The sequence below is a fragment of the Lysinibacillus sp. EB271-A1-10B genome, assembly GCF_058791335.1.
Genome location: NZ_JBYTDL010000023.1, coordinates 1 through 25,010, shown reverse-complemented (window position 1 = coordinate 25,010; position 25,010 = coordinate 1). Strand labels below are relative to the sequence as shown.

Annotated in this window: 22 protein-coding genes and 1 pseudogene; 12 read left to right on the top strand and 11 right to left on the bottom strand. The window is 37.7% G+C overall.

Going from position 1 to position 25,010, the window contains the following annotated elements; genetic code table 11:
• The 4 genes from AC3WSK_RS21505 to AC3WSK_RS21490 are packed head-to-tail and all read right to left on the bottom strand — an operon-like array spanning position 1 to position 4,645.
• The gene (locus AC3WSK_RS21505) at positions 1–1,488 is read right to left on the bottom strand and encodes a Na+/H+ antiporter subunit D (RefSeq protein ID WP_079561534.1); all 1,488 of its coding nucleotides are present in this window, start codon (positions 1,486–1,488) and stop codon (positions 1–3) included.
• A complete protein-coding gene (locus tag AC3WSK_RS21500; RefSeq protein ID WP_053593262.1) occupies positions 1,481–1,822 on the bottom strand; it encodes a Na(+)/H(+) antiporter subunit C in 342 nt (113 codons plus the stop codon). The genes AC3WSK_RS21505 and AC3WSK_RS21500 overlap by 8 nt, the downstream gene beginning before the upstream one ends.
• Positions 1,822–2,244 (bottom strand): Na(+)/H(+) antiporter subunit B, encoded by a 423-nt coding sequence (locus AC3WSK_RS21495; RefSeq protein ID WP_049669152.1) that lies wholly within the window; start codon positions 2,242–2,244, stop codon positions 1,822–1,824. The genes AC3WSK_RS21500 and AC3WSK_RS21495 overlap by 1 nt, the downstream gene beginning before the upstream one ends.
• Positions 2,231–4,645 carry a Na+/H+ antiporter subunit A gene (locus AC3WSK_RS21490; protein WP_079561535.1) on the bottom strand — a complete coding sequence of 805 codons (2,415 nt, stop codon included), beginning with the start codon at positions 4,643–4,645 and terminating at the stop codon, positions 2,231–2,233. The genes AC3WSK_RS21495 and AC3WSK_RS21490 overlap by 14 nt, the downstream gene beginning before the upstream one ends.
• Before the next feature lie 154 nt (positions 4,646–4,799).
• On the opposite strand from AC3WSK_RS21490, the gene AC3WSK_RS21485 reads away from it, so the two are divergent.
• Complete coding sequence (locus AC3WSK_RS21485) at positions 4,800–5,363, top strand: DUF5366 family protein (protein WP_079561536.1); 564 nt, start codon at positions 4,800–4,802, stop codon at positions 5,361–5,363.
• Positions 5,364–5,484: 121 nt separating this feature from the next.
• Here AC3WSK_RS21485 and AC3WSK_RS21480 read toward each other — a convergent pair whose 3' ends face one another.
• Positions 5,485–7,335, bottom strand: a complete 1,851-nt coding sequence (locus tag AC3WSK_RS21480; protein ID WP_492412303.1) for a transglycosylase domain-containing protein — start codon at positions 7,333–7,335, stop codon at positions 5,485–5,487.
• A gap of 666 nt (positions 7,336–8,001) precedes the next feature.
• On the opposite strand from AC3WSK_RS21480, the gene AC3WSK_RS21475 reads away from it, so the two are divergent.
• Positions 8,002–8,589 (top strand): peptidylprolyl isomerase, encoded by a 588-nt coding sequence (locus tag AC3WSK_RS21475; protein ID WP_079561540.1) that lies wholly within the window; start codon positions 8,002–8,004, stop codon positions 8,587–8,589.
• A 22-nt stretch (positions 8,590–8,611) separates the two neighbouring features.
• On the top strand, positions 8,612–8,824 hold the full coding sequence (locus tag AC3WSK_RS21470; RefSeq protein WP_053484185.1) for a hypothetical protein: 213 nt from the start codon (positions 8,612–8,614) through the stop codon (positions 8,822–8,824).
• Between the two features lie 257 nt (positions 8,825–9,081).
• Here AC3WSK_RS21470 and AC3WSK_RS21465 read toward each other — a convergent pair whose 3' ends face one another.
• The 3 genes and pseudogenes from AC3WSK_RS21465 to AC3WSK_RS21455 form a co-directional block, all read right to left on the bottom strand.
• Entirely contained in the window at positions 9,082–9,270 is a 189-nt protein-coding gene (locus tag AC3WSK_RS21465; RefSeq protein WP_427485156.1) for a hypothetical protein, read from the bottom strand.
• A 40-nt stretch (positions 9,271–9,310) separates the two neighbouring features.
• Positions 9,311–9,462, bottom strand: a pseudogene (locus AC3WSK_RS21460) (IS1595 family transposase); the annotation flags it as partial.
• A gap of 146 nt (positions 9,463–9,608) precedes the next feature.
• A complete protein-coding gene (locus tag AC3WSK_RS21455; RefSeq protein WP_079561542.1) occupies positions 9,609–10,778 on the bottom strand; it encodes a MalY/PatB family protein in 1,170 nt (389 codons plus the stop codon).
• A gap of 72 nt (positions 10,779–10,850) precedes the next feature.
• Between AC3WSK_RS21455 and AC3WSK_RS21450 the strand changes: the two genes are divergently transcribed.
• From AC3WSK_RS21450 to yugI, 4 genes are all read left to right on the top strand, one after another.
• Entirely contained in the window at positions 10,851–11,111 is a 261-nt protein-coding gene (locus tag AC3WSK_RS21450; RefSeq protein WP_079561543.1) for a DUF1871 family protein, read from the top strand.
• Between the two features lie 390 nt (positions 11,112–11,501).
• A complete protein-coding gene (locus AC3WSK_RS21445) occupies positions 11,502–12,050 on the top strand; it encodes an RNA polymerase sigma factor (protein WP_427485155.1) in 549 nt (182 codons plus the stop codon).
• The gene (locus AC3WSK_RS21440) at positions 12,043–13,701 is read left to right on the top strand and encodes a hypothetical protein (protein WP_492412299.1); all 1,659 of its coding nucleotides are present in this window, start codon (positions 12,043–12,045) and stop codon (positions 13,699–13,701) included. Before AC3WSK_RS21445 ends, AC3WSK_RS21440 begins: the two co-directional genes overlap by 8 nt.
• A gap of 85 nt (positions 13,702–13,786) precedes the next feature.
• Positions 13,787–14,164, top strand: a complete 378-nt coding sequence (gene yugI / locus AC3WSK_RS21435; RefSeq protein ID WP_079561545.1) for a S1 domain-containing post-transcriptional regulator GSP13 — start codon at positions 13,787–13,789, stop codon at positions 14,162–14,164.
• A 126-nt stretch (positions 14,165–14,290) separates the two neighbouring features.
• Here yugI and AC3WSK_RS21430 read toward each other — a convergent pair whose 3' ends face one another.
• Positions 14,291–15,601, bottom strand: coding sequence for an AAA-type ATPase lid domain-containing protein (locus tag AC3WSK_RS21430; protein WP_079561546.1), 1,311 nt, complete (start codon positions 15,599–15,601; stop codon positions 14,291–14,293).
• Between the two features lie 145 nt (positions 15,602–15,746).
• On the opposite strand from AC3WSK_RS21430, the gene pruA reads away from it, so the two are divergent.
• The 4 genes from pruA to AC3WSK_RS21410 all read left to right on the top strand — a co-directional run bounded on the left by pruA (position 15,747) and on the right by AC3WSK_RS21410 (position 21,637).
• The gene (pruA, locus tag AC3WSK_RS21425; protein ID WP_427485153.1) at positions 15,747–17,291 is read left to right on the top strand and encodes an L-glutamate gamma-semialdehyde dehydrogenase; all 1,545 of its coding nucleotides are present in this window, start codon (positions 15,747–15,749) and stop codon (positions 17,289–17,291) included.
• Positions 17,292–17,585: 294 nt separating this feature from the next.
• A complete protein-coding gene (locus AC3WSK_RS21420; RefSeq protein ID WP_079561548.1) occupies positions 17,586–18,779 on the top strand; it encodes an ornithine--oxo-acid transaminase in 1,194 nt (397 codons plus the stop codon).
• Positions 18,780–18,862: 83 nt separating this feature from the next.
• Complete coding sequence (locus tag AC3WSK_RS21415) at positions 18,863–20,107, top strand: Glu/Leu/Phe/Val family dehydrogenase (RefSeq protein WP_079561549.1); 1,245 nt, start codon at positions 18,863–18,865, stop codon at positions 20,105–20,107.
• A gap of 366 nt (positions 20,108–20,473) precedes the next feature.
• Positions 20,474–21,637: an iron-containing alcohol dehydrogenase gene (locus AC3WSK_RS21410; protein ID WP_079561550.1), complete on the top strand. Its 1,164-nt coding sequence runs from the start codon at positions 20,474–20,476 to the stop codon at positions 21,635–21,637.
• 170 nt (positions 21,638–21,807) lie between these two features.
• On the opposite strand, the gene AC3WSK_RS21405 is transcribed toward AC3WSK_RS21410, so the two are convergent.
• Together AC3WSK_RS21405 and AC3WSK_RS21400 are read right to left on the bottom strand one after the other, a co-directional pair.
• Positions 21,808–22,803, bottom strand: coding sequence for a cation diffusion facilitator family transporter (locus AC3WSK_RS21405; protein ID WP_079561551.1), 996 nt, complete (start codon positions 22,801–22,803; stop codon positions 21,808–21,810).
• 15 nt (positions 22,804–22,818) lie between these two features.
• Complete coding sequence (locus AC3WSK_RS21400) at positions 22,819–23,544, bottom strand: MgtC/SapB family protein (RefSeq protein ID WP_079561552.1); 726 nt, start codon at positions 23,542–23,544, stop codon at positions 22,819–22,821.
• A gap of 287 nt (positions 23,545–23,831) precedes the next feature.
• Here AC3WSK_RS21400 and AC3WSK_RS21395 point away from each other — a divergent pair, with 287 nt between their 5' ends.
• Positions 23,832–24,731, top strand: coding sequence for a DMT family transporter (locus AC3WSK_RS21395; protein ID WP_079561553.1), 900 nt, complete (start codon positions 23,832–23,834; stop codon positions 24,729–24,731).
• Positions 24,732–25,010: the final 279 nt, after the last annotated feature.

Here is a 25,010-nt window from a genome sequence, read left to right as displayed (position 1 = left end):
CTAATCCTCCTTCAATACAGCATCTATATAAATAGATGGATCACTTAATAGTTTTGCTGCATCGTCCATAAATGGTGTAATCCATTCAGAACCAACGCCATACGCTACGGTAATGAGCACTAGAATAACAGTAGGCATGAATAGTGTATGATAGACTTTTTTATCGACAGTACCTGTCGTTTCTTTTTCCTCACCCCAAAAGGCATAAAGGAAAATACGAATAACGGACAATAACACGAGAAGTGACGAAGCTAAAATAAAAATACTGCTCCAGTTACTGCCTGCTTCAAAGCCTCCCTGAGCAATTAACAGCTTTCCGACGAAGCCACTAAGTGGGGGAATCCCTGCTAAACCAAATGCTGCAATTAAATAGAACCAACCGAGGGCAGGGTATTTATTCATTAGACCGCCCATTTTTCGTAAATCAGATGTGCCCGTAATGTAAATCACTATACCTATTAACATAAAGAGCGCTGCTTTTATAAGCATGTCATGAATTAAATAGAACATGGCACCTTTTAGGGCGATTTCATTCATTTGAGATACACCGAATAAAATAACACCTACAGCAATGACGATATTATAGATAATGATGAGCTTCACATCGTGATAGGCAAGAGCACCGATACAGCCCGCAATAATTGTTGCAACTGCTAATGCCATTAGTAGATCATGCGTATATGATAAATCATGAACGAAGAACAATGTATATGTTCGAGTAATCGCGTAAATGCCAACCTTTGTTAATAGTGCACCAAATAGCGTTAGTACTGGTATTGGAGCTGCCGCATATGAAGTTGGAAGCCAGAAGTATAACGGGAAAATAGCCGCTTTTAACCCAAATACCATTAAAAATAGTACAGCTATAACCGTAACAATACCTGGCTGATTAATGTCAGCAATTTTTACAGCAATATCTGCCATGTTTAATGTGCCTACTACTGAGTAAAGGAAGGCAACTGTTATAACAAACAATGCAGAAGAAATAACATTAATTAAAATATATTTAATGGAACCTTTGAGCTGTCCTTTTTCGCCCCCAAGAACGATGAGCAAATAAGAGGCCATTAACAATACCTCGAAGAATACGAAAAGGTTAAAAATATCGCCTGTCGTAAATGCCCCGTTCACCCCAGTTAAAATAAACATGATCCCAGGATAATAGAAGAAGCGTTCGCGTTCCTTTGTGATGGAACCAAAGCCATACCAAACAACAAAGATGGCAATCAGAAGCGTTGTTGTGACAAGTAGTGCGGACACCATATCTGAAACCATCGTTATACCATACGGCACAGGCCAGTCCCCGAACGTCACCTTTTGTATACCGTCATTCTTCACCTTTATAAGCAGTGAAAGGGCTGATATAAGTGCGAGCCCTATACCAAGTAATGCGAATGAACGCTGGTATTTTAAGTTTTTTTGCCCAAACATCAAAATTATACCGAAGAAAAACGGAATGATAATGGGTAGTAGAAGGAAGTTATTCATCCTCATCACTTCCTCTCATTAAGCTTATATCATCTGTCTCGAGCTCTTGGTAAGAACGGTAAGCAAGTACAAGGAAGAAAGCAGTTACCCCAAAGCTAATAACAATCGCTGTTAAAATAAGCGCTTGTGGTAATGGGTCTGCAAAAGTTTTTGCCCCTTCCTTTAAAACAGGTGGTGCTTCTCCACCAAGCCCGCCCATCGTTAAAATGAGAAGGTGAGCACCATGACTTAAAAGCCCTGTCCCGATTATAATACGCAATAAGCTTTTGGATAAGATTAAATAAACCGCTGCCATAAACAAAAAGCCTATGACAAACGCCATAATTATTTCCATTATTCATCCTCCCCAATCGTTTGAATAATGGTCATCGTAACGCCGACAACAACCAAATAGACACCGCTATCAAAAAGCATAGCCGTGTGTAATGACTGTTTGCCTAGAAGCGGTAAATCGAAATAATCAAAGAAATGTGTGAAAAACGGTTTACCTACAAACATTGGGAAAGCGGCTGTTGCTAGGGCTAGAAGTAAGCCAATTGCAGTTAAATACGTATAATTTATTGGTAAAACTTTACGAACCGTATTTAAATCAAAGGCAAGGACTAAAAGTACGATAGCACTCGATGTTAAAAGTCCACCGACAAAGCCGCCCCCAGGTGTGTAATGACCAGCAAGGAAAATATGAATGGAGAAGAAGAAAATAATGAAGAATACAATTTTTGTTGTAAATTGTATAATGACATCATTTGTTTTCATGCGATTTCTCCTTTCTATTCATGCGTAGCTTGATCATTGCTAAAATGGCCATTCCAGCAATACCTAGCACTGTAATTTCAAATAATGTATCAAAGCCACGGTAGTCTACTAAAATTACATTGACAATGTTTCCACCGCCAGCTTTTGAATAAACTGTTTCCTCATAATACTTCGAGATAGTCGGAATCAATTTTTGTGAATGTGCAGACAGTGCTATAAGCGTAACCATAACACCGACAGCAATGGAAACAATTGCCCGATTTAATTGGAATCGCATGCGCTCTTCTCGTTTTCCAAGCTTCGGCAGATGATAAAACGCTAGTAAAAATAGCGCAACAGAAATCGTTTCAATGACAAGTTGTGTCAATGCTAAATCAGGAGCATTAAAAATAACGAAGAACAATGCTACTGTGTAGCCGACAGCACCAAGACCTATAATCGCTGTTAAGCGTGACTTTGCTAAAATTGTAATGGCTGTTCCAATGACTAATACTACGACTAAAATGATTTCGTAAGGACTAATAGGTGCAGTATCTTGGAAGGAGACTGTAAAGGCCTTCTTCACAAATAAGGAACCTATGACAATCGCGGCAATACTACTAAACATATATAGCAGGTAATGACGCATAGAGCCTGTCATATATAGACGTGATACACGATTTAATCCTACGTCCAGTCCAAGCATTATTTTGTCGTATGCATTATTCAATGTTAAAGATCGTGGGAATTTTTGATAAATACCCTGCCATTTCGGTAATGATACAAACAATAGAACCCCAATAATTACTATGCCAAATGTCATGATTAATTCGGGTGTAATTTCACCATGCCAAGCCGCCACGTGAATATTAATATCCTTTGGTGAATCATATAAGAATGGCTGAATGGCTTGTACTGCTGGCTTTACAAAAGTATCCCCTACTAGGTTCGGAATAAAGAAGATTGTTACCACTAATGCTGCTAAAATCATCGGTGAAATCAGCATGCCAATTGGTGCCTCATGTGGTTTGTGAGGTAATTTCTCTGGTGTATATTTACCAGTAAATGTTCTGAAAACAAAATAGAAACTATAGACAAATGTAAAAATACTAGCAATCCAAGCGACAATCGGGAAGAGTGCTCCCCATGTATCAAAGCCGAAAAATTCAAAATTTTGCAGTGCAAGCATTGCTGTTAAAAACATTTCCTTACTTAAGAAGCCGTTAAATGGCGGTAGACCGGCCATTGATAAGCTTCCGATTGCCGCGACTGTAAAGCTAAGCGGCATAATACTCATTAAGCCACCGAGCTTACGAATATCACGTGTACCTGTTTCATGATCGACAATACCTGCAATCATGAATAAGCTTCCTTTAAATGTTGCATGGTTGATCAGGTGGAAGATCGCCGCAAAAGCAGCAAATTTAATCGTATCTGTTGCCCCATTGCCATGAAATGCTAAGGCACTAGCTCCGAGCAATGACATAATAAGGCCAAGCTGACTCACTGTAGAGAACGCAAGGATTCCTTTTAAATCTGTTTGTTTCACAGCAAAGAACGAACCCCAGAATAGCGTTAAAATACCTACGCCTGTAACGAGCCATACCCAAAGCTCAGAAACTGCGAAAATTGGTGTAAAGCGTGCTACTAAATAAATACCTGCCTTTACCATTGTTGCGGAGTGAAGGTATGCACTTACTGGTGTTGGCGCTTCCATTGCATCTGGTAACCAAATGTAGAATGGGAATTGTGCAGATTTTGTAAATGCGCCTAAAAGTATTAAAACGAGTGACCAAGTGAACATTGGATGCTGCACTAAGTTAGGTGCCATGACAATAAGTTCACGGATTGAATACGTTCCTCCCATTAAATACAGAAGGATGAATCCTCCTAACATCATTAAGCCGCCGCCGACTGTAATCATCATTGATTTAAGTGCACCAAAGCGAGATGCATCACGAGAATACCAGTAGCCAATTAGTAAAAATGACGAAATGGATGTTAGCTCCCAAAAGAAGTACAAAGAAATTAAATGATCTGACTGTACTACTCCTAGCATTGCGGTCATAAATAGTAATAAGTAAACATAAAAATTATGTAATCTTTCTTTATGTTTGTCTAAGTAAAAAATAGAGTAAAGTACGACTAACGAGCCAATTCCGGTAATGAGTAATGAGAACAGCAAGCTAAGTCCGTCTAAATAAGAAACGACGGAAATATCAAGCGATGGAATCCAAGGAAGCTCTTCAAGAAAAACTTTACCATCTGCTACTTTTGCGATATATGAGGCGTAAATAATCGCGAGTGTAGCAGGGACTGCAAGAACAAACCAGCCTGTGTGAATATTTTTAATGCGTTTATATAAAAATGGCACAAATATTGCAGCAAGCATTGGAATGAAAATATAAAGTACTTGTAACAAAAAAATCCTCCTTTATGCAAGTAAGTAGGTTAATTATAACGCACTTTTTGTATGAATGCATATGCACTCATAGGATTTAGCTTGCGATAGTGGAAGAATTTTGGATATATTATAAATAAGAAGTTATCAATAAAAATAGAGGAAAAAAATTTTTATGAGAAACCCTTATATTTATGGTTATCTACCATTGATTACGATTTTGTTATTTAGTTTGACGTTTGGTATGTATGCTGTAAGTGAATCATTGCAAGTTTTTCATGCAATTGGTGTATATTCTGGCATGCGGGAGTTTTTATCTGATTTCGAGCTCCGTGTTTTTTTACTAATTGTCTTTGCGGGAATCTTTTTTATGTTATTTTCAGCATTAAAATTAGTAGGGGAAACGATTCATGAGCTTGGAATGTTATTTTTCTCAAAGGATAATGATGGTGCGACAGTTCATCAAGCACGAGGCGGATATATCATATTATTAGTTGGTGCAATATGTTCAGCCTTTGCTATTCAATTTATTTACGTATTAGTAGGTATTTTTGTCTTAACCGTTTTTATCTACTTTATTTACCTTATCTATAAAATGAGCCATTTTATGTCGATGAGTGGAACGATTGGCTTACTAGTATTTGAGCTATTTATGTGGACAATACTATTATCGCTAATAATTTATGTTGTTTTAAAATTGTATAATGGCATCTTGGCAAGCTTGCCGTTTGCACATTAAATGCCTCGATTTTCATTAAGTATTTATCCAATTACATAATACCGTTCAACGAGAAAAGGAGCGGCCCAGAGTGATGAATTTCACTTAGGGCTGCTCCTTTTCATTGAGAATATATGACTATTTACTGTAGTAAAACATTAAATAGTTGATGGTGAATCTTATAGTCTTCTAATCTTTCCATAGATTGTGGCTTATCATAGCCTAGCCAAACTGCTGCTGTGTATTCATCGTTTAATCCTGCAAGCCAGTAGTCGCGATAGTTGTTAGTTGTTCCTGTTTTCGCACCGACATAGTTACTTCTACTATAAACGCCTTGTCCTGTACCTCGAGTAACAACATCTGAAAGGATTGAACGCATATTCTTAACCGTTTTAGGTGACCAAATTTGATCGCGTGCTGGATCCCAGCTGTAAAGCTCCGTTCCATCAGCTGCTGTTACTTTACGGATGCTATGGGCTTGCGCGTATGAGCCGTCTATAAAGCTTGTATAAGCGTCTGCTAGCTCGAGTGCTGTAACACCATACGTTAAACCTCCCAAGGAGACAGCATAATTATGGTCTTTTGCCACGATGGAGCGAAAGTTAAAACGATCTAAGTAACTAAATGCTGTATCAATTCCGACTGTGTTCAACAGACGGAGAGCCGATGTATTGTAGCTATATTGAAATGCTACTCGAATTGGTACATCACCGTATTTAAAGCCGCCATAGTTTTGAGGACAAAATGAACCGACACAATAACTGCCACCACTCACTATAGAATCAGGTGTGTGTGCTGTCGTTTCAAAGAACGGTGCATATACCGCTAATGGCTTAAAGGCAGAGCCTGGCTGACGCGTTCCTTGAAAGGCTCGATGATAACCAAACTTTTCATAGTTCTTCCCTGCATACAGACTAACTACTTCACGGGATTTATTATCAATAACTGCTCCGGCTGCTTGTAATTGGCCTGGGCCTAGAATGGCAGTCATCTTTTTCTCATCATTTGCTTGTTTGTCTGGATTAAGCGCGGTATAAATCGTTAATCCATTTTGAAATAATATATTGAGTCGATTGTCTAGCTGCGCTTTGATTTTTTTCTTTTCTTCTTCACTTTGTGTTTTTGCAAGACGATCTGCATAGCCTTCTTTTTCTGCAACTAACCATTTAAGCTCTTGTAGGACGTATGTGCTGTACATTGGGTAGCTTTGCGCTTTATTCTTTACATTTAATGTTATCGTTTCAGCTTTATGTGTATTAGCATCTTCTTTTGTAATAGCGCCGCTAGTTGCGAGTGTATCTAATAACCGCTCTTGTCTCGCTTTTGTTTTATCAAAATTTTTTAAAGGATTATAAAGTGAGGGGTTATTTGGAATGGCCGCAATAAATGCAATTTCAGCTATAGATAATTCTTGGAGTGGTTTTTGAAAATAATAGGTAGCTGCTCCGCCAATTCCATAAACTTGATTGCTAAAATAGGCTTCATTTAGATACATCGTTAAAATCGTGTCTTTATCAAATTCTTTCTCAATCTCATAGGAGTAAAAAACTTCTGTTAATTTTCGTTCATATGTTTTTTCATCGGATAAATAACGCATACGAACGAGTTGCTGTGTAATAGTGCTGGCACCTTGAGACGTTGAATTCGTGCTTGAGTTAGCAACAACTGCACGGACGATTGCACTGAGGTCAAAGCCGATATGCTCATAAAAATGAGCGTCCTCACTTGCGATGAAAATTTCCTGGGCAATTTTTGGGATCTCTTGTAGTGTTAGAGGTTGCCTCCATTCGACATATTCCTCGCTAAATGTGTTGCCGTTTTGATCAATAAGTGTTATTGGAAGTTGTGGCTGAACTTCCGGTAAGTGAATAGCGCTAGCAATTTGCTCCTCATGCGCTTTTGCCGCATGGATTTCCGTCCTAATATTTGTACTAATCCACCAAAGGACAGGTAAGGATAGTAAAATGATAATAAAACCAAAAGCCTTTTTCATGTGTGCCTCCACTCTAAATATGAGTCATTCAAAAGAATAACATATTTTGGATGGTTTCCAAATACTCGTTCCGACCTATTTGCACTTTTGTTGTCTCTTCGGCAAAGCGAGTTGATTTCCGTTCCGACTGGGCGCTTTGTTGCTGCCGCTTCGCTTTCGCACAGTTAAAACATTTGTTGCTGCCGCTTCGCTTTCGCACAGAAAAAATCCGCTTCGCTGAAGGGTCTCCTCTGTGACGCTGATCCCTAAGGAGTCGCCCAGTCTCCACTCCAATCAACCACTCACATAACATATCACTCTAAAATATAGTCATTAAAACGATACTTCAGTAAGAGGGTTTCGTCTATGCAAATACTAAGCGACAGCAACAACAACACGATGTTGGTCATGAAGGTGTTATCACAGGACGTGATGCTTTTAGCCTTCGTTCCTCCACTTGCTCGCCCTGGAGTCTCGCCTATTACACTGTCCCTAAGGAACCTCTCAGTTGGAACGGAAATCAACCCTCCACTTTGCTTAATAGCCAAAAAGTTAAAAGTGCAAAAAATCGTCAATACTTTGGTGAAGAAAACCATTAAGAAGTATGTTAGACTAAAATGAGGTCAGAAATGATATTATTATCATTTTCATTGAAACTGAAATTTTACTTTTAAAGGAGAGACTTCAATGTTTCCACAATTAACAACAGAAGTACTTGAAGGCGAAGTACTTGTAGAAATGAAAACAACATTAGGTGCCGTCAAAATTAAATTATTCCCTGAGCATGCACCAAAAACGGTTGAAAACTTCTTAGGCCATGCAAAATCTGGTTACTATGACGGCATCATTTTTCACCGTGTAATCCAAGACTTCATGATTCAAGGTGGTGACCCAACTGGTACAGGTATGGGCGGCGAATCAATTTGGGGTAACTCTTTCGAGGATGAGTTCTCTGATAGCGTATTTAATCTACGCGGTGCACTTTCAATGGCAAATGCGGGTCCGAACACAAATGGTTCACAATTCTTTATCGTACAAATGAAGCACCTTCCAAGTGATATGCTTCGTCAATTACAAGGTGCGGGCTTCCCTGAAGAAATTATTGAAGCGTATGCTCAAAATGGCGGTACTCCTTGGTTAGACCATAAACATACAGTATTTGGTCATATTGTTGAAGGAATGGACATTGTAGACAAAATTGCAGATGTAGAAAAAGACTTCCGTGATAAACCAGTAGAAGATGTGAAAATCGAGTCAATTACAGTTTTTGAATAATAATTGTAAGGACGTGTAAAACATGAAACATTTAATGTATCAATTTTTATATTTCCCAGAAGATAAATCAGGCTATATTCCTGCAGCTTTTGAATTTTTAATCATGCTTATTTTATGTATTGTTGTATTTACCGTTTTCCGTAAAATTTCTAAGAAACAAGAAATGAAATCAAAGGAAATCGAAGCACGTATTCTTTCAGAGAAAAATAATACAAACAATCAGCAAAATATTTAAAAAACACGTTTGTGGAAAGCTATTTGCCTCGCAACCATTAGGGATTGCGAGGCATCATACTTTCTCATTACTTTCATGTTAAAATTTTATCTTCGCTCCATTCTTCAAATGCTTAATCGCCATATGAGACATATTTTTAAAACAAAAAATCTGTTAAATTTAAATGTTAATTTTTATGAAGGGGGAACCTTCATTTTGCTCCCTTAAGATTATTCTCAAATACATAGCCTTTTGACCAAGTACCAACTAGAAAGTAATTAATCATTTGGGGAAAAGTGAAGGTTGCTCGGATGGTTTGGTTTTTTTAATTCAATAACTTTTCCCCAAGTTTTTGTATCAAATACAACTGTCTTTCCTCCCATTATATGACATAATAACTTCTTGTCATTTGATAGCGCTATTTCATAAGAAGTTTTTAACTTCTTTATTAGGTTCATTTGAAACACAAGATTCTCCTCCAAGTTAGTTTCAATTTAAGTCTCTTTCGCCGTTCCCCTTCTTTAACTCCTGACCGGTAGGGATTAAGCTTCCGCCGACGGAAGAAGAAGGATCAACATAGCGTTTTACCCATTGATAGACTTGTTCTTTTTTTGTAAAGGTCAATTTATCAATGATTTTAATAACTTGCTAAACGCCTTGTCATCCTTTCAATCTTCCTGCCGAATGCTTGTTCTTATTTTACGAAGAATTCGGACAGGCATCAATTATCAGCATTTCTTTAACACAGCCAAAACAAAAGGATACCTCAAAAAAACTTGAGATACCCTTCACTATTTATTTCCTATTACTGAAGTGCTTGCTTAAAGCGCTGAACTCCGTCTTTCACTGTCTCAAATGAGCAAGCAACGTTCATACGCAGGAAGCCACGACCCTCTTCGCCGTATTTTGTCCCTGGCTCTAATGCTAGTTTGCCATGTTCAAGCAAGCGTTGCATGAATTCATTTTCATCAAGCTCTAATTCTCGATAATCAATCCAAAGTAAATAAGTGCCTTGAGGTTTTGTAATACGGATCCCAGGTAATTGTTCTAATTCGGCAATCACATAGTCCATATTAGCTGAAATGTAAGGAAGCATTTCGTTTAACCAAGGCGAACCTTCTGTATAAGCAGCTTGAAGTGCCACAGCAGCAAAAGTATTTAATGAGCCTTGCCCGCTAGCCATATGAACTGCTTCTAATAACATTCGCTTTTTCTTATCTGTCACGATCATATAGGCCACTTGAATCCCAGCTAGGTTAAATGTTTTTGTCGGTGCCATACATGTAATAATGCGATCAATTTCATCACCAGCGATTTTCGCTAATGGTGTATGTTTTGAGCCATCCAACATTAAATCAGAATGAATTTCATCGGAAATAATTACTACATCATATTTTGCACATAGTCGAACAATTTCCTTTAATGTAGCTTCATCCCATACATAACCACCGGGATTATGTGGATTACACAATATGTAGGCTTTCACATTTTGAGCAAGTGCTTGCTCAAAGGCTACAAAGTCATAAACATATGTCCCATCTTTTTCTACTAAAGGACAATTAACAACCTCTCGACCATTGCTTTTTGGGATGTTATAGAATGGTGGGTAAACAGGTGAGGAAATAAGCACTTTATCTCCTGGATTAGTAAATGCCATAATACTATCTGCTAAAGCAGCGACAACACCATTACAGAAAACAATGGATTCTTTATCAACGTGCCAATCATGTTGAGTATTTTGCCAGTCTACGATTGCCTGTACGGCTTCATCGCTAACAAAGCTATAGCCGAAAACAGTCTTTTCAGCATGCTCTTGCAGCGCCTTTGATACAGCTACTGGCGCAGCAAAATCCATATCAGCTACCCACATTGGGAGTATGCCTGAAGCATCTTGTAGCCCATATACGTTTTCTATTGCGTCCCATTTTACGGAGTTTGTACAACGACGGTTAATAGTTTGATCAAAAATAGACAAGCAAATCACTCTTTTCTTTTTTATTTACTATGGTATCATACGAGTATGATAAAAGGATAATAGGTGAGTATTTTGGAAAATATAAAAATGAATCAAGCAGCCGTACATCTGCTAGAGGAGTGGGATCCATTCCACTTAGGTCCAGATCATTATGATACTGAAACCGCAGATGTTGTAGCAGCATTGCAAGGTATCGATGATCCATCTGTTCTTGCAAAGGTTATTCAAGAAACATATGAGCATTCGTTTGAAGAATGGATTCCATATGAAGATTGTGTAGCCATTTCATACAAACTTATTGCGATAAAATTTGAAGCAAAATGCATTATTTAACTTCTTCAAAAGGTGAAAATACCAGAGTGACCATTATTGTATTGGCCTAACTTCTGGTGGATGCACAATTATGTTTTTGCTTTTCTATAGAAAACGAGGTTGTCTTTCAATTATGAGACAACCTCGTTTTTTATCTATAAAAATAAAGCTCTTTTATTTAAACAACGGTAAAATCCCCTGGATATCGTTATTATTAAAAAGTCTACAAAGTCTAAAATAGAGCGATCTAAAATCTTCACTTCAGATAGAATGGCGAATAATAGTGCACTTGGAATTTCTACCCGCGAAGTACGAGGGAATCAACCACACGATATGATGGATATCCAAAATATATTCAAATATGTAACAATTAGGGGGGATGGTTCGTTACATATGCAAGGGGGGATGACTGTGACAGAAACCGAATTAATAGAACGGGCTCAGCGAGGAGACAAAGGCGCCTATATAGAGCTAATCCGAATACATCAGCGAACAGTTGAAAAGTTTGCTTTTCAATGCGGTGTACATAGTAATGATTTAGCAGATGTTTCACAGGAGGTCTTTGTGAAGCTCTATCGTTTTTTACATCAATTTAAGCAGGATCGTTTTACGACGTGGCTCTATAAAATCACATTGAATACAACGCGTGATTATTATCGCAAAGAACAACGAGAGCAAGCAAAGGAAGAAAGACTAAGTGCACAGCAACAATTGCCCGCATCTTCAGCAGAAAAGCAAGTCCTTAATTTTGAAGAGGATAGGCTATTACATAGTGCTATTAATGAACTTGATGAAAAATATCGTTATCCACTTATATTATTTTACTTCCATGAATTAAAGTATGAGGAGATAGCAGAGGTACTAAATATTTCGTTATCAACTGTTAAAGTTCGTATATTACGTGCAAAGGAAAAGCTCAAAGCGGTGATCATGCAGGAGGGGAGTGTTGAAAATGGATGATAAACAGTTTGAAAAACGAATGGAGCTTCTAAAAAAGTCCTATGATCGCATGGAACCACAGCTAGATCCCAAAACCGTTTTCGCACAAATCGAGGCAGAAGATGCAGCACAACAATCGCAAGAAACAGTAACAACACAAAAGCCCCCTTCGAGATGGCAAAAGCCGGCTGTCTGGATAGCGTGCATTGCAAGTGTACTTTTAGTAGGTGTTCTCGTTTCGTCGTATGTGATTAATCCTTTGACATTTGTTCAAACAGCTGAACAAGAACAAGCAAAAGAACAAGAAAAAGTATATGAAGAATGGCTTTCAAACTTTACAAAAGAATATAAAGAAAAACGTGAACAAATGCGTAAGGAGCTCGACATTCCGGAGAAAGAGTTTAGTGAAATATCATTAGTTCAAACTACAGACAATGAAGTGGACTCATTACCTAAAAGAAAAGAGTTGTTTCAAGATGTACAGAACAGAAATGATAACTTTTTGAACAGTTTGGCAAAAAATACATTGGATAATCTACAAACGCCACGTGAGCAAATACAACTTATCGAAACTTACGGGAATCTTATGTCATTTGAAGAATCTTATTTTTTTTATAGTGGATATTCATACTCAGCAGAAGAGATAGCAAACTATTATTCTAATAAGCTTGTTCAATATGAAAAAGTTTTATCACAAAAACCAAAAAGTCTACCTGCAGACCTAAATAAATTAATTGCTACAGCTAAAGAGCAATATTTAGAATTACAATATAATGGACAAAGTTATAGTTTTCGACCAAATCCTGTATTCGGGAAAGACGCGCCTGAATATATTGAACGCCTTCACCCAAATGTATTAGGATATTTTAAATACTTGGCTACAGGCTCATTGCTTGTTGGTGGAGATTTACTCTATTCTATAGAGGATTCCGCAACTGTTCTCCGTCTCTATGAAAAAACGCTTGTAGCGGATAAATCTACTGAGACGGATAATTTTAACGTATTAAAGGGAGAGTTTGAAAATACATGGCTTGCCATTTTTAAAGGAACTGAAACCAATCCAATTCGTACAAAAACTGGTCAATACAAGCCCGAATACATCGATCTATTAACGATTATTGCGAATGGCGGATATGGTGAGGCAATGCGCAAAACAGCACAATCAATACTAGATGAAATAAAGGTAACGGGACAATCTAAAACGCTAAAACAGTTAACAACATATGATATTTGGATGGGGATTTTATATTTGCGAGAAGACACGTTTATGCAGACGGATGATGGAACAACTAGTATGGAGATTAATGAAGGTTGGATTGAGCAAACTAAATCTCTTTACGATGAGTATGTTAAAACAAAGAATGATGCAATTATAGAGACATTAAATCCATTTAATATCGTTAGTTTATTTTTATATGCTCATGGGGTTGGTGATCGTGACATAGCTCAGAGACTTTTAACTGATGACTTGGATATAAATACAGTTGTTCAGTTTGGTGGTATGGATAATTTTAAAGCTCTTTATGAAATGGGAGGCTCGTCACTTAGTATTAGAGCAATTGTAAAAGGTGCGGCGCAAGGGGTAGTTGGACAGCAATTATCTTTCGAGTTAACCCCTGTAGTAACCGAAAATGGTGAACAACATTACCGAATTAGTGCCATTAACGAATAAGGAGATTTTTTGCCCCACTTATTTACGTATGTTATAATTTATGGTGATATATACGTAGCAAACAAAAAGAAAGTGGGCAAAGTTTATGGAAAAAAAATATGAATTAGGAGACGTGTTGACCGGAAAAGTTACAGGTATACAGCCGTACGGTGCATTTGTTGCGCTTGATGAAGATACACAAGGCCTCGTACATATTTCCGAAATTACGTACGGCTTTGTAAAGGACGTTAGTGAATTTTTGTCAGTTGGGCAAGAGGTAGAAGTGAAGATACTTGAAATCGATGAGGATGCCGAAAAAATTAGCTTATCGATTCGTGCTTTGCAGGAGCGCCCGGCTACATTGCGTAAAAAAGATGCACCACCACGTAAATCATTGCAGGACCGTGTAGATGAATCGGATGCGAATGGTTTTAATTCCTTAAAAGATAAATTACAAGACTGGATCGAGCAGTCAGGACAATAATTTTAAGGTTGGAGTCTTGTACCTAACGCTTCGCTTTCGGTACAAATAAATTACTGCCTATTAATGCGAGATAAAAAAACGAGGATGCTTTCAAATATGAAGGTATCCTCGTTTTTTAGTATTTAATTATAGCGAATTTTTTATTTTTCGAATTCGGTACTGTAGGTTTTGACGGCTCATGCCAAGTGCGGTAGCGGCCTTTGTAATATTGCCCTCATATAAATTTAAGACGTTTTGCACATAATAGGATTCGGCTTCACGTAAATAAGCATCGAGCGGCATAACATCATTCTGTTGCTGGAACATAAAAAATTCCGGCTCGTGATTAGATACGTCTTGCTGCTGTACTTTGAAGCGGAAATGCATTGGTAATAAATCTGAGGTAACCGTTGATTCAGTAGTCATAAACGACACCGTTTCATCTAGTAATAGTTCAAGCTCCTTTAAATTTCCAGGCCAATCATATTGTAAAAATAAATCCTGTACATCAGGAGATAATTCCGTGACATTTGAAGCAAATCGTTCTTGATGGCGGTTAAAGTAATCATCTACGAATGGAAGAATATCTTCTTTTCGATCTGTTAAATTAGGAATGGAAATGGCCATTGTTGCAAAGAAATAATACAGTGATTTTGACAGTTTCTTTTCTGCAATCAATGTAATGGGATCACTTCCTACACTGCCAATGAGCATGTATTTTGACTGTGGAAGAGACTGTAATACCTCTAATAGTTGCTCTTGAATGTCTAGACTTAAAAAATCAATGCGTTCAAAGAAAAAAGTGTATGTCTTGTCATCCTGTAAGAGCTCCTGTAATTTATCTAAAACAGATTGAGCAGAGCGACGACTCACTAGAGTTACAAATGCTTCAGGGTCAGTTGAAGCTGCATGATGTATACCCTCTGCTACTAGATCTTTTCCTGTACCTGATTCACCAATTAATAATACTGGTAATTTCACAGCTGCTGCTTTCTTGGCATTTGCGATAACTTGTCGCATCGAATTAGAAACAGCTGTTATCATATCGAATGTTAAAGGTTCACCATATCGACGAAGAGGCTGATAAACTAGCTTTTCGAGTGATGTAATATCCCGAGCAAACTCGATAGCTCCAATTAGTTTATTTTCGACATATAGTGGAAAAGTATCGTTAATCGTTGTTATTTCATGACCATTTTTATTCCAATATGTTTGTTTTACATTAACTTCTTTTTTACCTGTTTGTAATACACGCATTAAAGTACTTTCATGCTGACGGAAAGAAAACATTTCAATAACAGAACGATCGGCTAATTCATCAAAATGAAAACCCTCAATTTCTTTCATCTTCGAATTATAAATAATTGTTTTGCCAGAAAGGTCTACAGCGTGAATACCAACAGTTACATTTGTTGCAATAAACTCATAAAAAGGGAGTAAAGGTTCGGAATTTTTCATAAAATGTGCACCTCAAAAATTTTTTACTTGAAATATGCAACGAAATTTTGCATTATAATAAGTGTAAGAATATTCTAAACGCAAAGATATTTTGCGTCAACGTTTTTTGCACACTTAAAACACATCTCACGAGGGAGGATTTAGTATGATTTCATACAAACACGAACCATTCACAGATTTTACTCAAGAGGCAAATTACAACGCATATTTAGAAGCATTAAATAAAGTCGAAAGTTATTTAGGTCAAGACTACCCACTTATTATCGGTGGCGAACGTATTACGACAGAAGATAAAATCGTTTCATATAACCCTGCAAAGAAAACAGAAGTAATTGGTCGCGTATCAAAAGCAAACAAAGAACTAGCTGAAAAAGCGATGCAAGCTGCAGACGAAACATTTAAAACTTGGAAAAAGGTAGATCCAGCTATTCGTGCAGATGTACTATTTAAAGCAGCGGCAATCATTCGTCGTCGCAAACATGAATTCTCTGCACTTTTAACAAAAGAAGCGGGTAAACCGTGGGCTGAAGCTGATGCAGATACTGCAGAAGCGATTGATTTCTTAGAATACTATGGCCGTCAAATGCTACGTATTAAAGAAGGCCAACCTGTAGAGAGCCGTCCTGGTGAATACAACCGTTATGACTATATTCCATTAGGTATTGGTATTGTTATTTCACCATGGAACTTCCCATTCGCAATTATGGCAGGGACAACAGTTGCTGCTTTAGTAACAGGTAACACTGTATTATTAAAACCAGCTTCAACAACACCAGTTGTTGCTTATAAATTTATCGAAGTGTTAGAGCAAGCTGGTCTTCCAGCAGGTGCTGTGAACTTTGTACCAGGTTCTGGTGCGGAAGTAGGTGACTACTTAGTTGATCATCCGAAAACACGCTTCATCAGCTTCACTGGATCTCGTGATGTAGGCTTACGTATTAACCAACGTGCATCTGTATTAAATGATGGTCAAATTTGGATTAAACGTGTTATCGCTGAAATGGGTGGTAAAGACACAATCGTTGTTGATAAAGAAGCAGATTTAGAGCTTGCAGCACAATCTATCGTAAAATCAGCATTCGGCTTCTCAGGTCAAAAATGTTCAGCATGTTCTCGTGCTATTATCGTTGAAGATGTATATGACACAGTTGTTAATCGTGTAATTGAGCTTACTAACACGTTAACAGTTGGTGATCCAACAGACTTCAAAAACTTCATGGCAACAGTAATTGACCAAGCGGCATTCAACAAAGTGACAGAATATATTGAAATTGGTAAAGGAGAAGGCCGCCTTGTTTCAGGTGGTACAGCTGATGATTCAGTTGGTTACTTCATCCAACCAACAGTATTTGCAGACGTAGATCCTTCTGCACGTATTATGAAAGAAGAAATTTTTGGTCCAGTTGTAGCAATCGCAAAGGCTAAAGATTTCGATCAAGCAATCGATATTGCAAACGATACTGAATACGGTTTAACTGGTGCGGTTATTACAAGTAATCGTATGAACTTAGAAAAGGCTCGTGAAGATTTCCATGTAGGTAACTTATACTTCAACCGTGGTTGCACAGGTGCAATCGTAGGTTACCAACCATTTGGTGGCTTCAACATGTCAGGTACAGACTCAAAAGCAGGTGGCCCTGACTATCTACAACTTCACATGCAAGCAAAAACAACTTCAGAAATGCTATAACTTCTTTAGCAAACTGAAAGAAGTATAGCCCTCGGTGTATGTCACGGATTCGGTTTTGTGTAAGCGCAAAACTGAATCCAACCGGGGCTAATAAGAGAATCTGCGAAACCCCTCCTAATAAAGTAGGCCGAGCAAGAACCGCAGACGCTAACGTTGTAGTGGCTTACCTAGGAGTACTAGGCGGATTCTTGTTCTTTATATTCTGAAAATACGGAATTGTCCTATTAAATTTACTTATAGAAAAACATAGTCTTCCATAGATTTTTCATCATGAAAGTAAGGAGAGAATGCTATATGACAAAAACAAATCTAGTTATTGAACAAACTCAAAATTTTGGTGCTGCAAACTATCACCCGCTACCAATCGTTATCTCAGAGGCTGAGGGTGCTTGGGTAAAAGATCCGGAAGGTAATAAATACTTAGATATGCTATCCGCATACTCTGCTGTAAACCAGGGTCATCGTCATCCGAAAATTATCGCTGCGTTAAAAGAACAGGCTGATAAAGTAACATTAACTTCTCGTGCGTTTTATAGTGAAAACCTTGGTGAATGGTATGAGCTTGTTGGTAAATTAACGAATAAACAGATGGTATTGCCGATGAATACAGGTGCAGAGGCGGTAGAAACTGCATTTAAAGCGGCTCGTCGTTGGGCGTATGATATTAAAGGTGTAGAAGATGGAAAGGCTGAAATTATTGCATGTAATGGTAACTTCCATGGTCGTACAATGCTTGCTGTATCTTTATCATCTGACGAAGAATATCGTCGTGGCTTCGGTCCGATGTTACCGAATGTTAAGTTAGTCGATTATGGTAATCTAGAAGCATTAAAAGCTGCTATTACTCCTAACACAGCGGCGTTTTTAATTGAACCAATCCAAGGTGAAGCTGGAATCGTTATTCCACCAGAAGGTTTCTTAAAAGCTGCTCGTGAGTTATGCCGTGAAAACAATGTTTTATTCATTGCAGATGAAATCCAAGCTGGTTTAGCACGTACAGGTAAAATGTTCGCATGTGATTGGGAAGAAGTAGAGCCTGATATGTACATTTTAGGGAAAGCTTTAGGTGGCGGTGTATTCCCGATTTCTTGTGTAGCTGCAAATCGTGAAATTTTAGGAGTTTTCAATCCAGGATCACACGGTTCAACTTTCGGCGGTAATCCTTTAGCGTGTGCTGTATCTATTGCTTCAATTAAAGTATTACTAGATGAAAAATTAGCAGAGCGTTCACACCAACTTGGTGAATACTTTAAAGGGAAATTAAGAGAAATTAATAACCCAGTTATTAAAGATGTTCGTGGTCGTGGTTTATTTATCGGAATGGAATTAACAGAGGCAGCACGTCCATATTGTGAAAAACTTAAAGAATTAGGTCTATTATGTAAAGAAACACATGATACTGTTATTCGATTTGCGCCACCACTTGTTATTTCTCAAGAAGATTTAGATTGGTCAATCGAGCAAATTGAAAAAGTTTTTAATCTTTAACAAAATGTTCACATTTCAATTCGGAAGTATGTTACAATGATGCCGATATACTATCATTATAAAAACAAAGAGGCGATTTAATAATGTCTGAAAACTTAAATCTGTTCACATCAACTCAAGAAGTCATTCAAGAGGCTCTAAATAGACTTGGCTATGACGAAGCAATGTATGAATTGTTAAAAGAACCGCTTCGCATGCTACAAGTGCGTATTCCTGTGAAAATGGATGATGGTACAACAAAAGTATTTACTGGTTACCGTGCACAACATAATGATGCTGTAGGGCCAACTAAAGGTGGGGTTCGTTTCCATCCGGCCGTATCTGAGGAGGAAGTTAAAGCGCTTTCAATGTGGATGACATTGAAGTGTGGTATCGTGGATCTACCTTATGGCGGTGGTAAAGGCGGTGTCATCTGTGACCCTCGTCAAATGTCTATGGATGAAATTGAAAAATTAAGCCGTGGATATGTTCGTGCAGTTAGTCAAATCGTAGGACCAACAAAAGATATTCCTGCGCCAGACGTATTTACAAATGCACAAATTATGGCTTGGATGATGGATGAATACAGCCGTATGGATGAATTCAACTCACCAGGTTTCATTACGGGTAAGCCACTAGTACTTGGCGGTTCTCAAGGTCGTGACCGTGCAACTGCACAAGGTGTAACAATCGTTATTCAAGAAGCAGCGAAAAAACGTGGCATTGATATTAAAGGCGCACGCGTTGTTATTCAAGGCTTCGGTAACGCAGGTAGCTTCCTTGCGAAATTCATGCATGATTTAGGTGCAAAAGTAATCGGTATTTCTGATGCTTATGGTGCACTTCATGATCCAGAAGGTTTAGATATCGACTATTTATTAGATCGTCGTGATAGCTTCGGTACTGTAACAACATTATTTGAAAACACAATTTCAAACAAAGAATTATTAGAGCTTGATTGTGATATTCTAGTGCCAGCTGCTATCGAAAACCAAATTACTGCGGACAATGCAAACGACATTAAAGCAAACATCGTAGTAGAAGCAGCGAACGGTCCAACAACAGCTGAAGCAACTAGAATTTTAACTGAACGTGGTATTCTACTTGTACCAGACGTATTAGCATCTGCTGGTGGTGTAACAGTTTCTTACTTCGAATGGGTACAAAATAACCAAGGTTATTACTGGACAGAAGAAGAAGTTGAAGAACGTCTATACAAAAAAATGGTTGATGCGTTTGAAAACGTTTATACAACAGCGACAACACGTAACATTAACATGCGTTTAGCAGCTTATATGGTAGGTGTTCGCCGCACTGCAGAAGCTTCACGCTTCCGTGGATGGGTTTAATCAATATATATGAAAAACGAGTCACTCCTATTAATGGGGTGACTCGTTTCATGTTTTTGAAAAACTATTATATCAATGAAATTAAAGTGCCATTATAAATAAAGTAGGGCTCGAGTCGCCCAGTCGTAACGAAGTTCAATTTCTTCATATAGTATGTATCTTCAGGTGTGTCACTTTGATATCCGGCAAAACAAAAAACAGGATTGTAAAAATTGCCTATGAGAACATACAGGAGAAATTAGCTGGAATCGGTGTCCCTGTTCCTGAGAAAATTCATAAGATTTATAACGAGTACATTTTCAAAGTTTAATTTTTGCGTTCATTTACAGAAATATGAGAAAATCCAACTAGAAAGGGGCGAATTGAATGGATTCATTTACATTTTATAATCCGGTGAAGTTGCATTTTGGTGAAAATGCACTGGAAAAACTATCGAAAGAGTTAGCGCAGCAAGGTAAGAAGGTGTTGGTTGTCTATGGTGGAGGTAGCATTAAGAAAAATGGTGTTTACAATGCTGTCATCGAGAAGTTGCAAGAAGCAGATAAAACAATATTTGAACTAAGCGGTGTTGAGCCAAATCCACGTGTGGAAACAGCAAGACTTGGTATTGATCTTTGTAAAAAAGAAGGAATTGATCTAGTTCTAGCTGTTGGTGGCGGTTCCGTTATTGACTGTTCTAAGTTAATCGTCGCTGGAGCAAAATATGATGGCGATGCTTGGGACATTGTAAAACGTAAAGTATTTGTGCAGGACGCTTTACCACTTGGCACGGTATTAACGCTAGCTGCAACAGGTTCTGAAATGAACTCAGGCTCTGTCATTACAAATGCGGAAACAGAAGAAAAACTAAGCTGGGGAAGCCCTGCTGTTTTCCCGAAATTTTCGATTTTAAATCCAGCGTATACAGTGTCGGTACCAAAAAAACATACAGTTTACGGTATCGTTGATATAATGTCGCATGTTATTGAGCAATATTTCCATAATACAACAAATACCCCGATTACAGATGAAATGTGCGAAGGGGTATTACGAACAGTTATTACAACAGCTCCTGAATTAATAGAAGATTTAGAGAATGTCCAGTTGCGTGAAACGATTTTATTAGCTGGAACAATTGGATTAAATGGATTCTTATCAATTGGTTCTCGAGGTGATTGGGCGTCACATAATATTGAGCACGCTGTATCTGCAGTATACGATATTCCGCACGCAGGCGGTTTAGCTATATTACAACCACATTGGATGCGTCTAAGTGTACCTGTGAATCCAGAGCGTTTTGCGGGTATTGCAACACGTGTTTTCGGTGTCGACGCTACAGGAAAGACTTCAGAAGAAGTAGCATACGAAGGAATTGATCGCTTATCGGCATTCTGGACTTCAATAGGAGCTCCAAGTCACCTTGCGGATTATGAAATCGATAATTTAAAATTCCATCAAATCGTAGAACATACCATGCAAAATGGGCCTTTTGGAAACTTCAACAAGTTACAGGAAGAAGATGTACGAGCTATTTTGCAAAACTCACTTTAATTGAAAATGGATGCGAGGCTACGCAATCTTGATGTGTAGGCTTTCTGATAAACCTTGATGTCACATTGCATTGCTTAGAGGCATCATTCATTTGTATAAAAAATAGCCAACTGCCTGAAACCTGGCAATTGGCTATTTATCTTATTTAGAAAAAATATGTTGGATAATGATTATTGTTTAGGTGTTGAGTGATCTGGTCTTTCACCAATATGCACCCAATTTTGTTCGCCATCATCCTCATCATACAGAATGGCCACTTTTGATACGCCCTTCTGACTTAAAATGACCTCTGTTAAATGGTCGCGGACATCATCTAGAAAAGCGAGTGATAAGTTAGGGTCAGCTTCGGCAACTAATTCCACATGTAAAAATTCACCTTCTTTAACGACCTCTAAACGAACAATATCTTTGATATTAGGGTCATCCATAACAAGATGAGCGATATGATTTAGCATTTCTTCGTCAGTTTCGCCAATAACGCCTCGTGCATTATCAAGGAAAACTTTTGCTACTACATAGAACATCATAAAGCCGATAATCATCGAAACGAGCCCTTCTATATTAGCCCAACCTGTATAGTGCGCTATTAAAATAGCAGCGAAGGCCAACACGTTACCACCTGTAGCGACTAAGTCTTCCATAAACACTAATTTTGTTGCTGGTTTTGCGCGATTTAAATAGGGAAAAGCTTTAGGGATAGCTGTAAGAAATCCCGCTTTTTCTTGCCCAGTCTCATGTAGTATTTCAACGGCAGCTTTCGCAAGAACTGATCCTTCTAAAACAATACCGATCAATAATACGCCAAGTGCTATGAGCATTCCTTTAGATTCGCCAGCTGGGTGTATAAAATGATGCCAGCCTTCTTTTACAGTTTCATAAGAAAGGATTGCTACGATTATTACAGCAAAAAGACAAACTAAATTTACGATTCGGCCAAAGCCTCCAGGAAATTGTTTTGTCGGTGCTTTTTTCGAAAGCGCTGAGCCGATATAAACAAAAAATTGGTTTGCTGCATCCCCTAGTGAGTGCATCATTTCTGCAAACATGGCAACATTACCTGTAAAGAAGAAGGCGATGCCTTTAATAATTCCTAAAAAGGCATTGACAACTGCTGCCATCAAAGATGGTTTATTCCCGTTTTTTAATAGTTTTAATAGTTCTCCCACGAAAGAATCCTCCAACTAGTTTAAAATTTCCATTTCAATTTTTTCTATATAGGGTAGTGCTCGTAATGAACGATAAAATGACAGTAAGTTATCAGATACTATTAATGATAAACGTAAATCTAATTCGTGAAAAACATTATTATTATTTTTATTAGGAACATCTTGAATGCGTATGTTTTCGATAATAATATTGTTTTCCTTTAAAAATTCTAGAAAAGACTCGCTTCTTTCATCATTGTTAATCTGAACTTTCAATGATATCTCTCGCATACGAATTCTTTTTGGTCCTATTTTCATTAGAAACGGCGATAAAACCTCAATGCCGAAGACGATGATAATAACAGCTAAAGTAGCATCCATATAGAATCCCGCGCCGACTGCAATCCCTATCCCGGCAGCTCCCCAAATCATTGCAGCGGTTGTTAAACCTGAGATACTATCATTCCCGCGCCTTAAAATAACACCTGCTCCAAGAAATCCAATTCCACTAACAATTTGGGCAGCCAAGCGTAGAGGATCCATTGTAATATTGATTTCTGACCTTGGGGGTGTTGAGTAGGCGGTTTCAATCGAAATAATAGTTAATAAACAGCTAAATGTGGCGATGACTAAGCTTGTTTTTAATCCTACAGGCTTCTTTTTTAATTCCCTTTCGATGCCGATTACTAAACTTAATGTGGCTGCAATTACTAATTTTATGCCAACTTCATATGTAATCATATTTCCAAATAAGGTTTCCATACGCAACCCTCCACAGATATTTCGTATTGCTAAGAGATATGCAAGGTGTCATTATTATATGTACATTACTTTTTTGTATTGTACATCACGATAGGAATGAAGTATAAGCATTTTTTTTCTTTTAGCAAACGGTCTTGGTAGTGAAAGTAGCTACAGAAGTCTCTAACGTTATAGGTGATTAAATAGATGTTGGTTTAAGTTAAAGTCTCAAGTAGATATCATGGATAGCACAAAGTCGTATCCAGACGTATTTATGTCCAGGTAAAAATGATTGGAGGTTGGATTTTATGGAGAAACCAAAAATTCATCCATACATTCCTATATTTATAGGTGTTATTTCTGTATCCTTATCTGCGATATTTGTAAAGTTAGCAAATGCAGAAGCGGGGGTTATTGCGTTTTACCGGATGTTGTTTTCGGTATTAATAATGGCTCCTCTGTTTTTTTGGAAGTACACGAATGAAGTAAAACAATTAAGAAGAAGGGATTGGCTGTTTTCTTCAGTTGCAGGCATATTTTTAGCGTTCCATTTTATTTTGTGGTTTGAATCACTCAATTACACTTCTGTAGCGAGTTCTACAGTTTTGGTTACACTACAGCCGTTGTTTGCATTTGTAGGTACATATTTTTTCTTCAAAGAGAGCATTACTCTAAAAACCATACTTGCAGGCGCGATTGCTATTGTTGGTAGTATTTTAATAAGTTGGGGAGATTTTAAGCTTAGCGGTACTGCATTTTATGGAGACATGCTTGCTCTTATTGCGTGTGCACTCGTTACAGCTTACTTTTTATTTGGACAAGATGTACGTAAGCGGTTATCTCTTGTGACATATACCATGCTTGTTTATGCTGTTAGTACAATTACGTTATTTATCTATGTTCTTATTAAAGGTGAATCGTTTGGTCCTTATCCAACTATGGACTGGATATGGTTTATTTTATTAGCAATCGTGCCTAATTTATTGGGGCATACTCTATTTAATTGGTCTATCAAATACGTTAGTACAAATGTAGTCTCTATTGCGATATTATTTGAACCAATTGGCGCGGCCATTTTAGCTCTTTTCATTTTTAAAGAGTATTTAATAGCCACACAAATTATTGGTGGATTAATTGTTATAGTAGGAATTCTATTGTTTGTGGTGGATGAGAAAAAGATTTTTAAACTTTTTTCAAAAAAAGCTTGATTTTTAAATTGCTATATTATATATTATTACTTGTCCTTAACAAGAAGGACGACTTGAGAAAAAGATTTGAAAAAAGATTTTGAAAAAGTTATTGACTTCTTGTTGGAGACGAGTTATGATAATAGAGTTGCTGAAAACAACAGCGACAAAATGAACCTTGAAAACTGAACAAGCAAAACGTAATCAATAAAGTTTTCAGTAGCTAACCTTGAGTTAGTGAACGAAACAAAATTTTGGACATCAAACATGATGCCAGCAAAACAATTTGAGCTTATCAAA

Excerpts from the sequence above, each read along its gene's own strand:
- AC3WSK_RS21485 (WP_079561536.1), top strand. The coding sequence starts at position 4,800 with ATGAGAAACCCTTATATTTATGGTTATCTACCATTGATTACGATTTTG.
- yugI (WP_079561545.1), top strand. The coding sequence starts at position 13,787 with ATGGAAAAAAAATATGAATTAGGAGACGTGTTGACCGGAAAAGTTACA.
- AC3WSK_RS21430 (WP_079561546.1), bottom strand. The coding sequence starts at position 15,601 with ATGAAAAATTCCGAACCTTTACTCCCTTTTTATGAGTTTATTGCAACA.
- AC3WSK_RS21400 (WP_079561552.1), bottom strand. The coding sequence starts at position 23,544 with ATGGAAACCTTATTTGGAAATATGATTACATATGAAGTTGGCATAAAA.
- AC3WSK_RS21505 (WP_079561534.1), bottom strand. The coding sequence starts at position 1,488 with ATGAATAACTTCCTTCTACTACCCATTATCATTCCGTTTTTCTTCGGT.
- AC3WSK_RS21420 (WP_079561548.1), top strand. The coding sequence starts at position 17,586 with ATGACAAAAACAAATCTAGTTATTGAACAAACTCAAAATTTTGGTGCT.
- AC3WSK_RS21410 (WP_079561550.1), top strand. The coding sequence starts at position 20,474 with ATGGATTCATTTACATTTTATAATCCGGTGAAGTTGCATTTTGGTGAA.
- AC3WSK_RS21415 (WP_079561549.1), top strand. The coding sequence starts at position 18,863 with ATGTCTGAAAACTTAAATCTGTTCACATCAACTCAAGAAGTCATTCAA.
- AC3WSK_RS21500 (WP_053593262.1), bottom strand. The coding sequence starts at position 1,822 with ATGGAAATAATTATGGCGTTTGTCATAGGCTTTTTGTTTATGGCAGCG.
- AC3WSK_RS21470 (WP_053484185.1), top strand. The coding sequence starts at position 8,612 with ATGAAACATTTAATGTATCAATTTTTATATTTCCCAGAAGATAAATCA.
- AC3WSK_RS21475 (WP_079561540.1), top strand. The coding sequence starts at position 8,002 with ATGTTTCCACAATTAACAACAGAAGTACTTGAAGGCGAAGTACTTGTA.
- AC3WSK_RS21495 (WP_049669152.1), bottom strand. The coding sequence starts at position 2,244 with ATGAAAACAAATGATGTCATTATACAATTTACAACAAAAATTGTATTC.
- AC3WSK_RS21440 (WP_492412299.1), top strand. The coding sequence starts at position 12,043 with ATGGATGATAAACAGTTTGAAAAACGAATGGAGCTTCTAAAAAAGTCC.
- AC3WSK_RS21395 (WP_079561553.1), top strand. The coding sequence starts at position 23,832 with ATGGAGAAACCAAAAATTCATCCATACATTCCTATATTTATAGGTGTT.
- pruA (WP_427485153.1), top strand. The coding sequence starts at position 15,747 with ATGATTTCATACAAACACGAACCATTCACAGATTTTACTCAAGAGGCA.
- AC3WSK_RS21480 (WP_492412303.1), bottom strand. The coding sequence starts at position 7,335 with ATGAAAAAGGCTTTTGGTTTTATTATCATTTTACTATCCTTACCTGTC.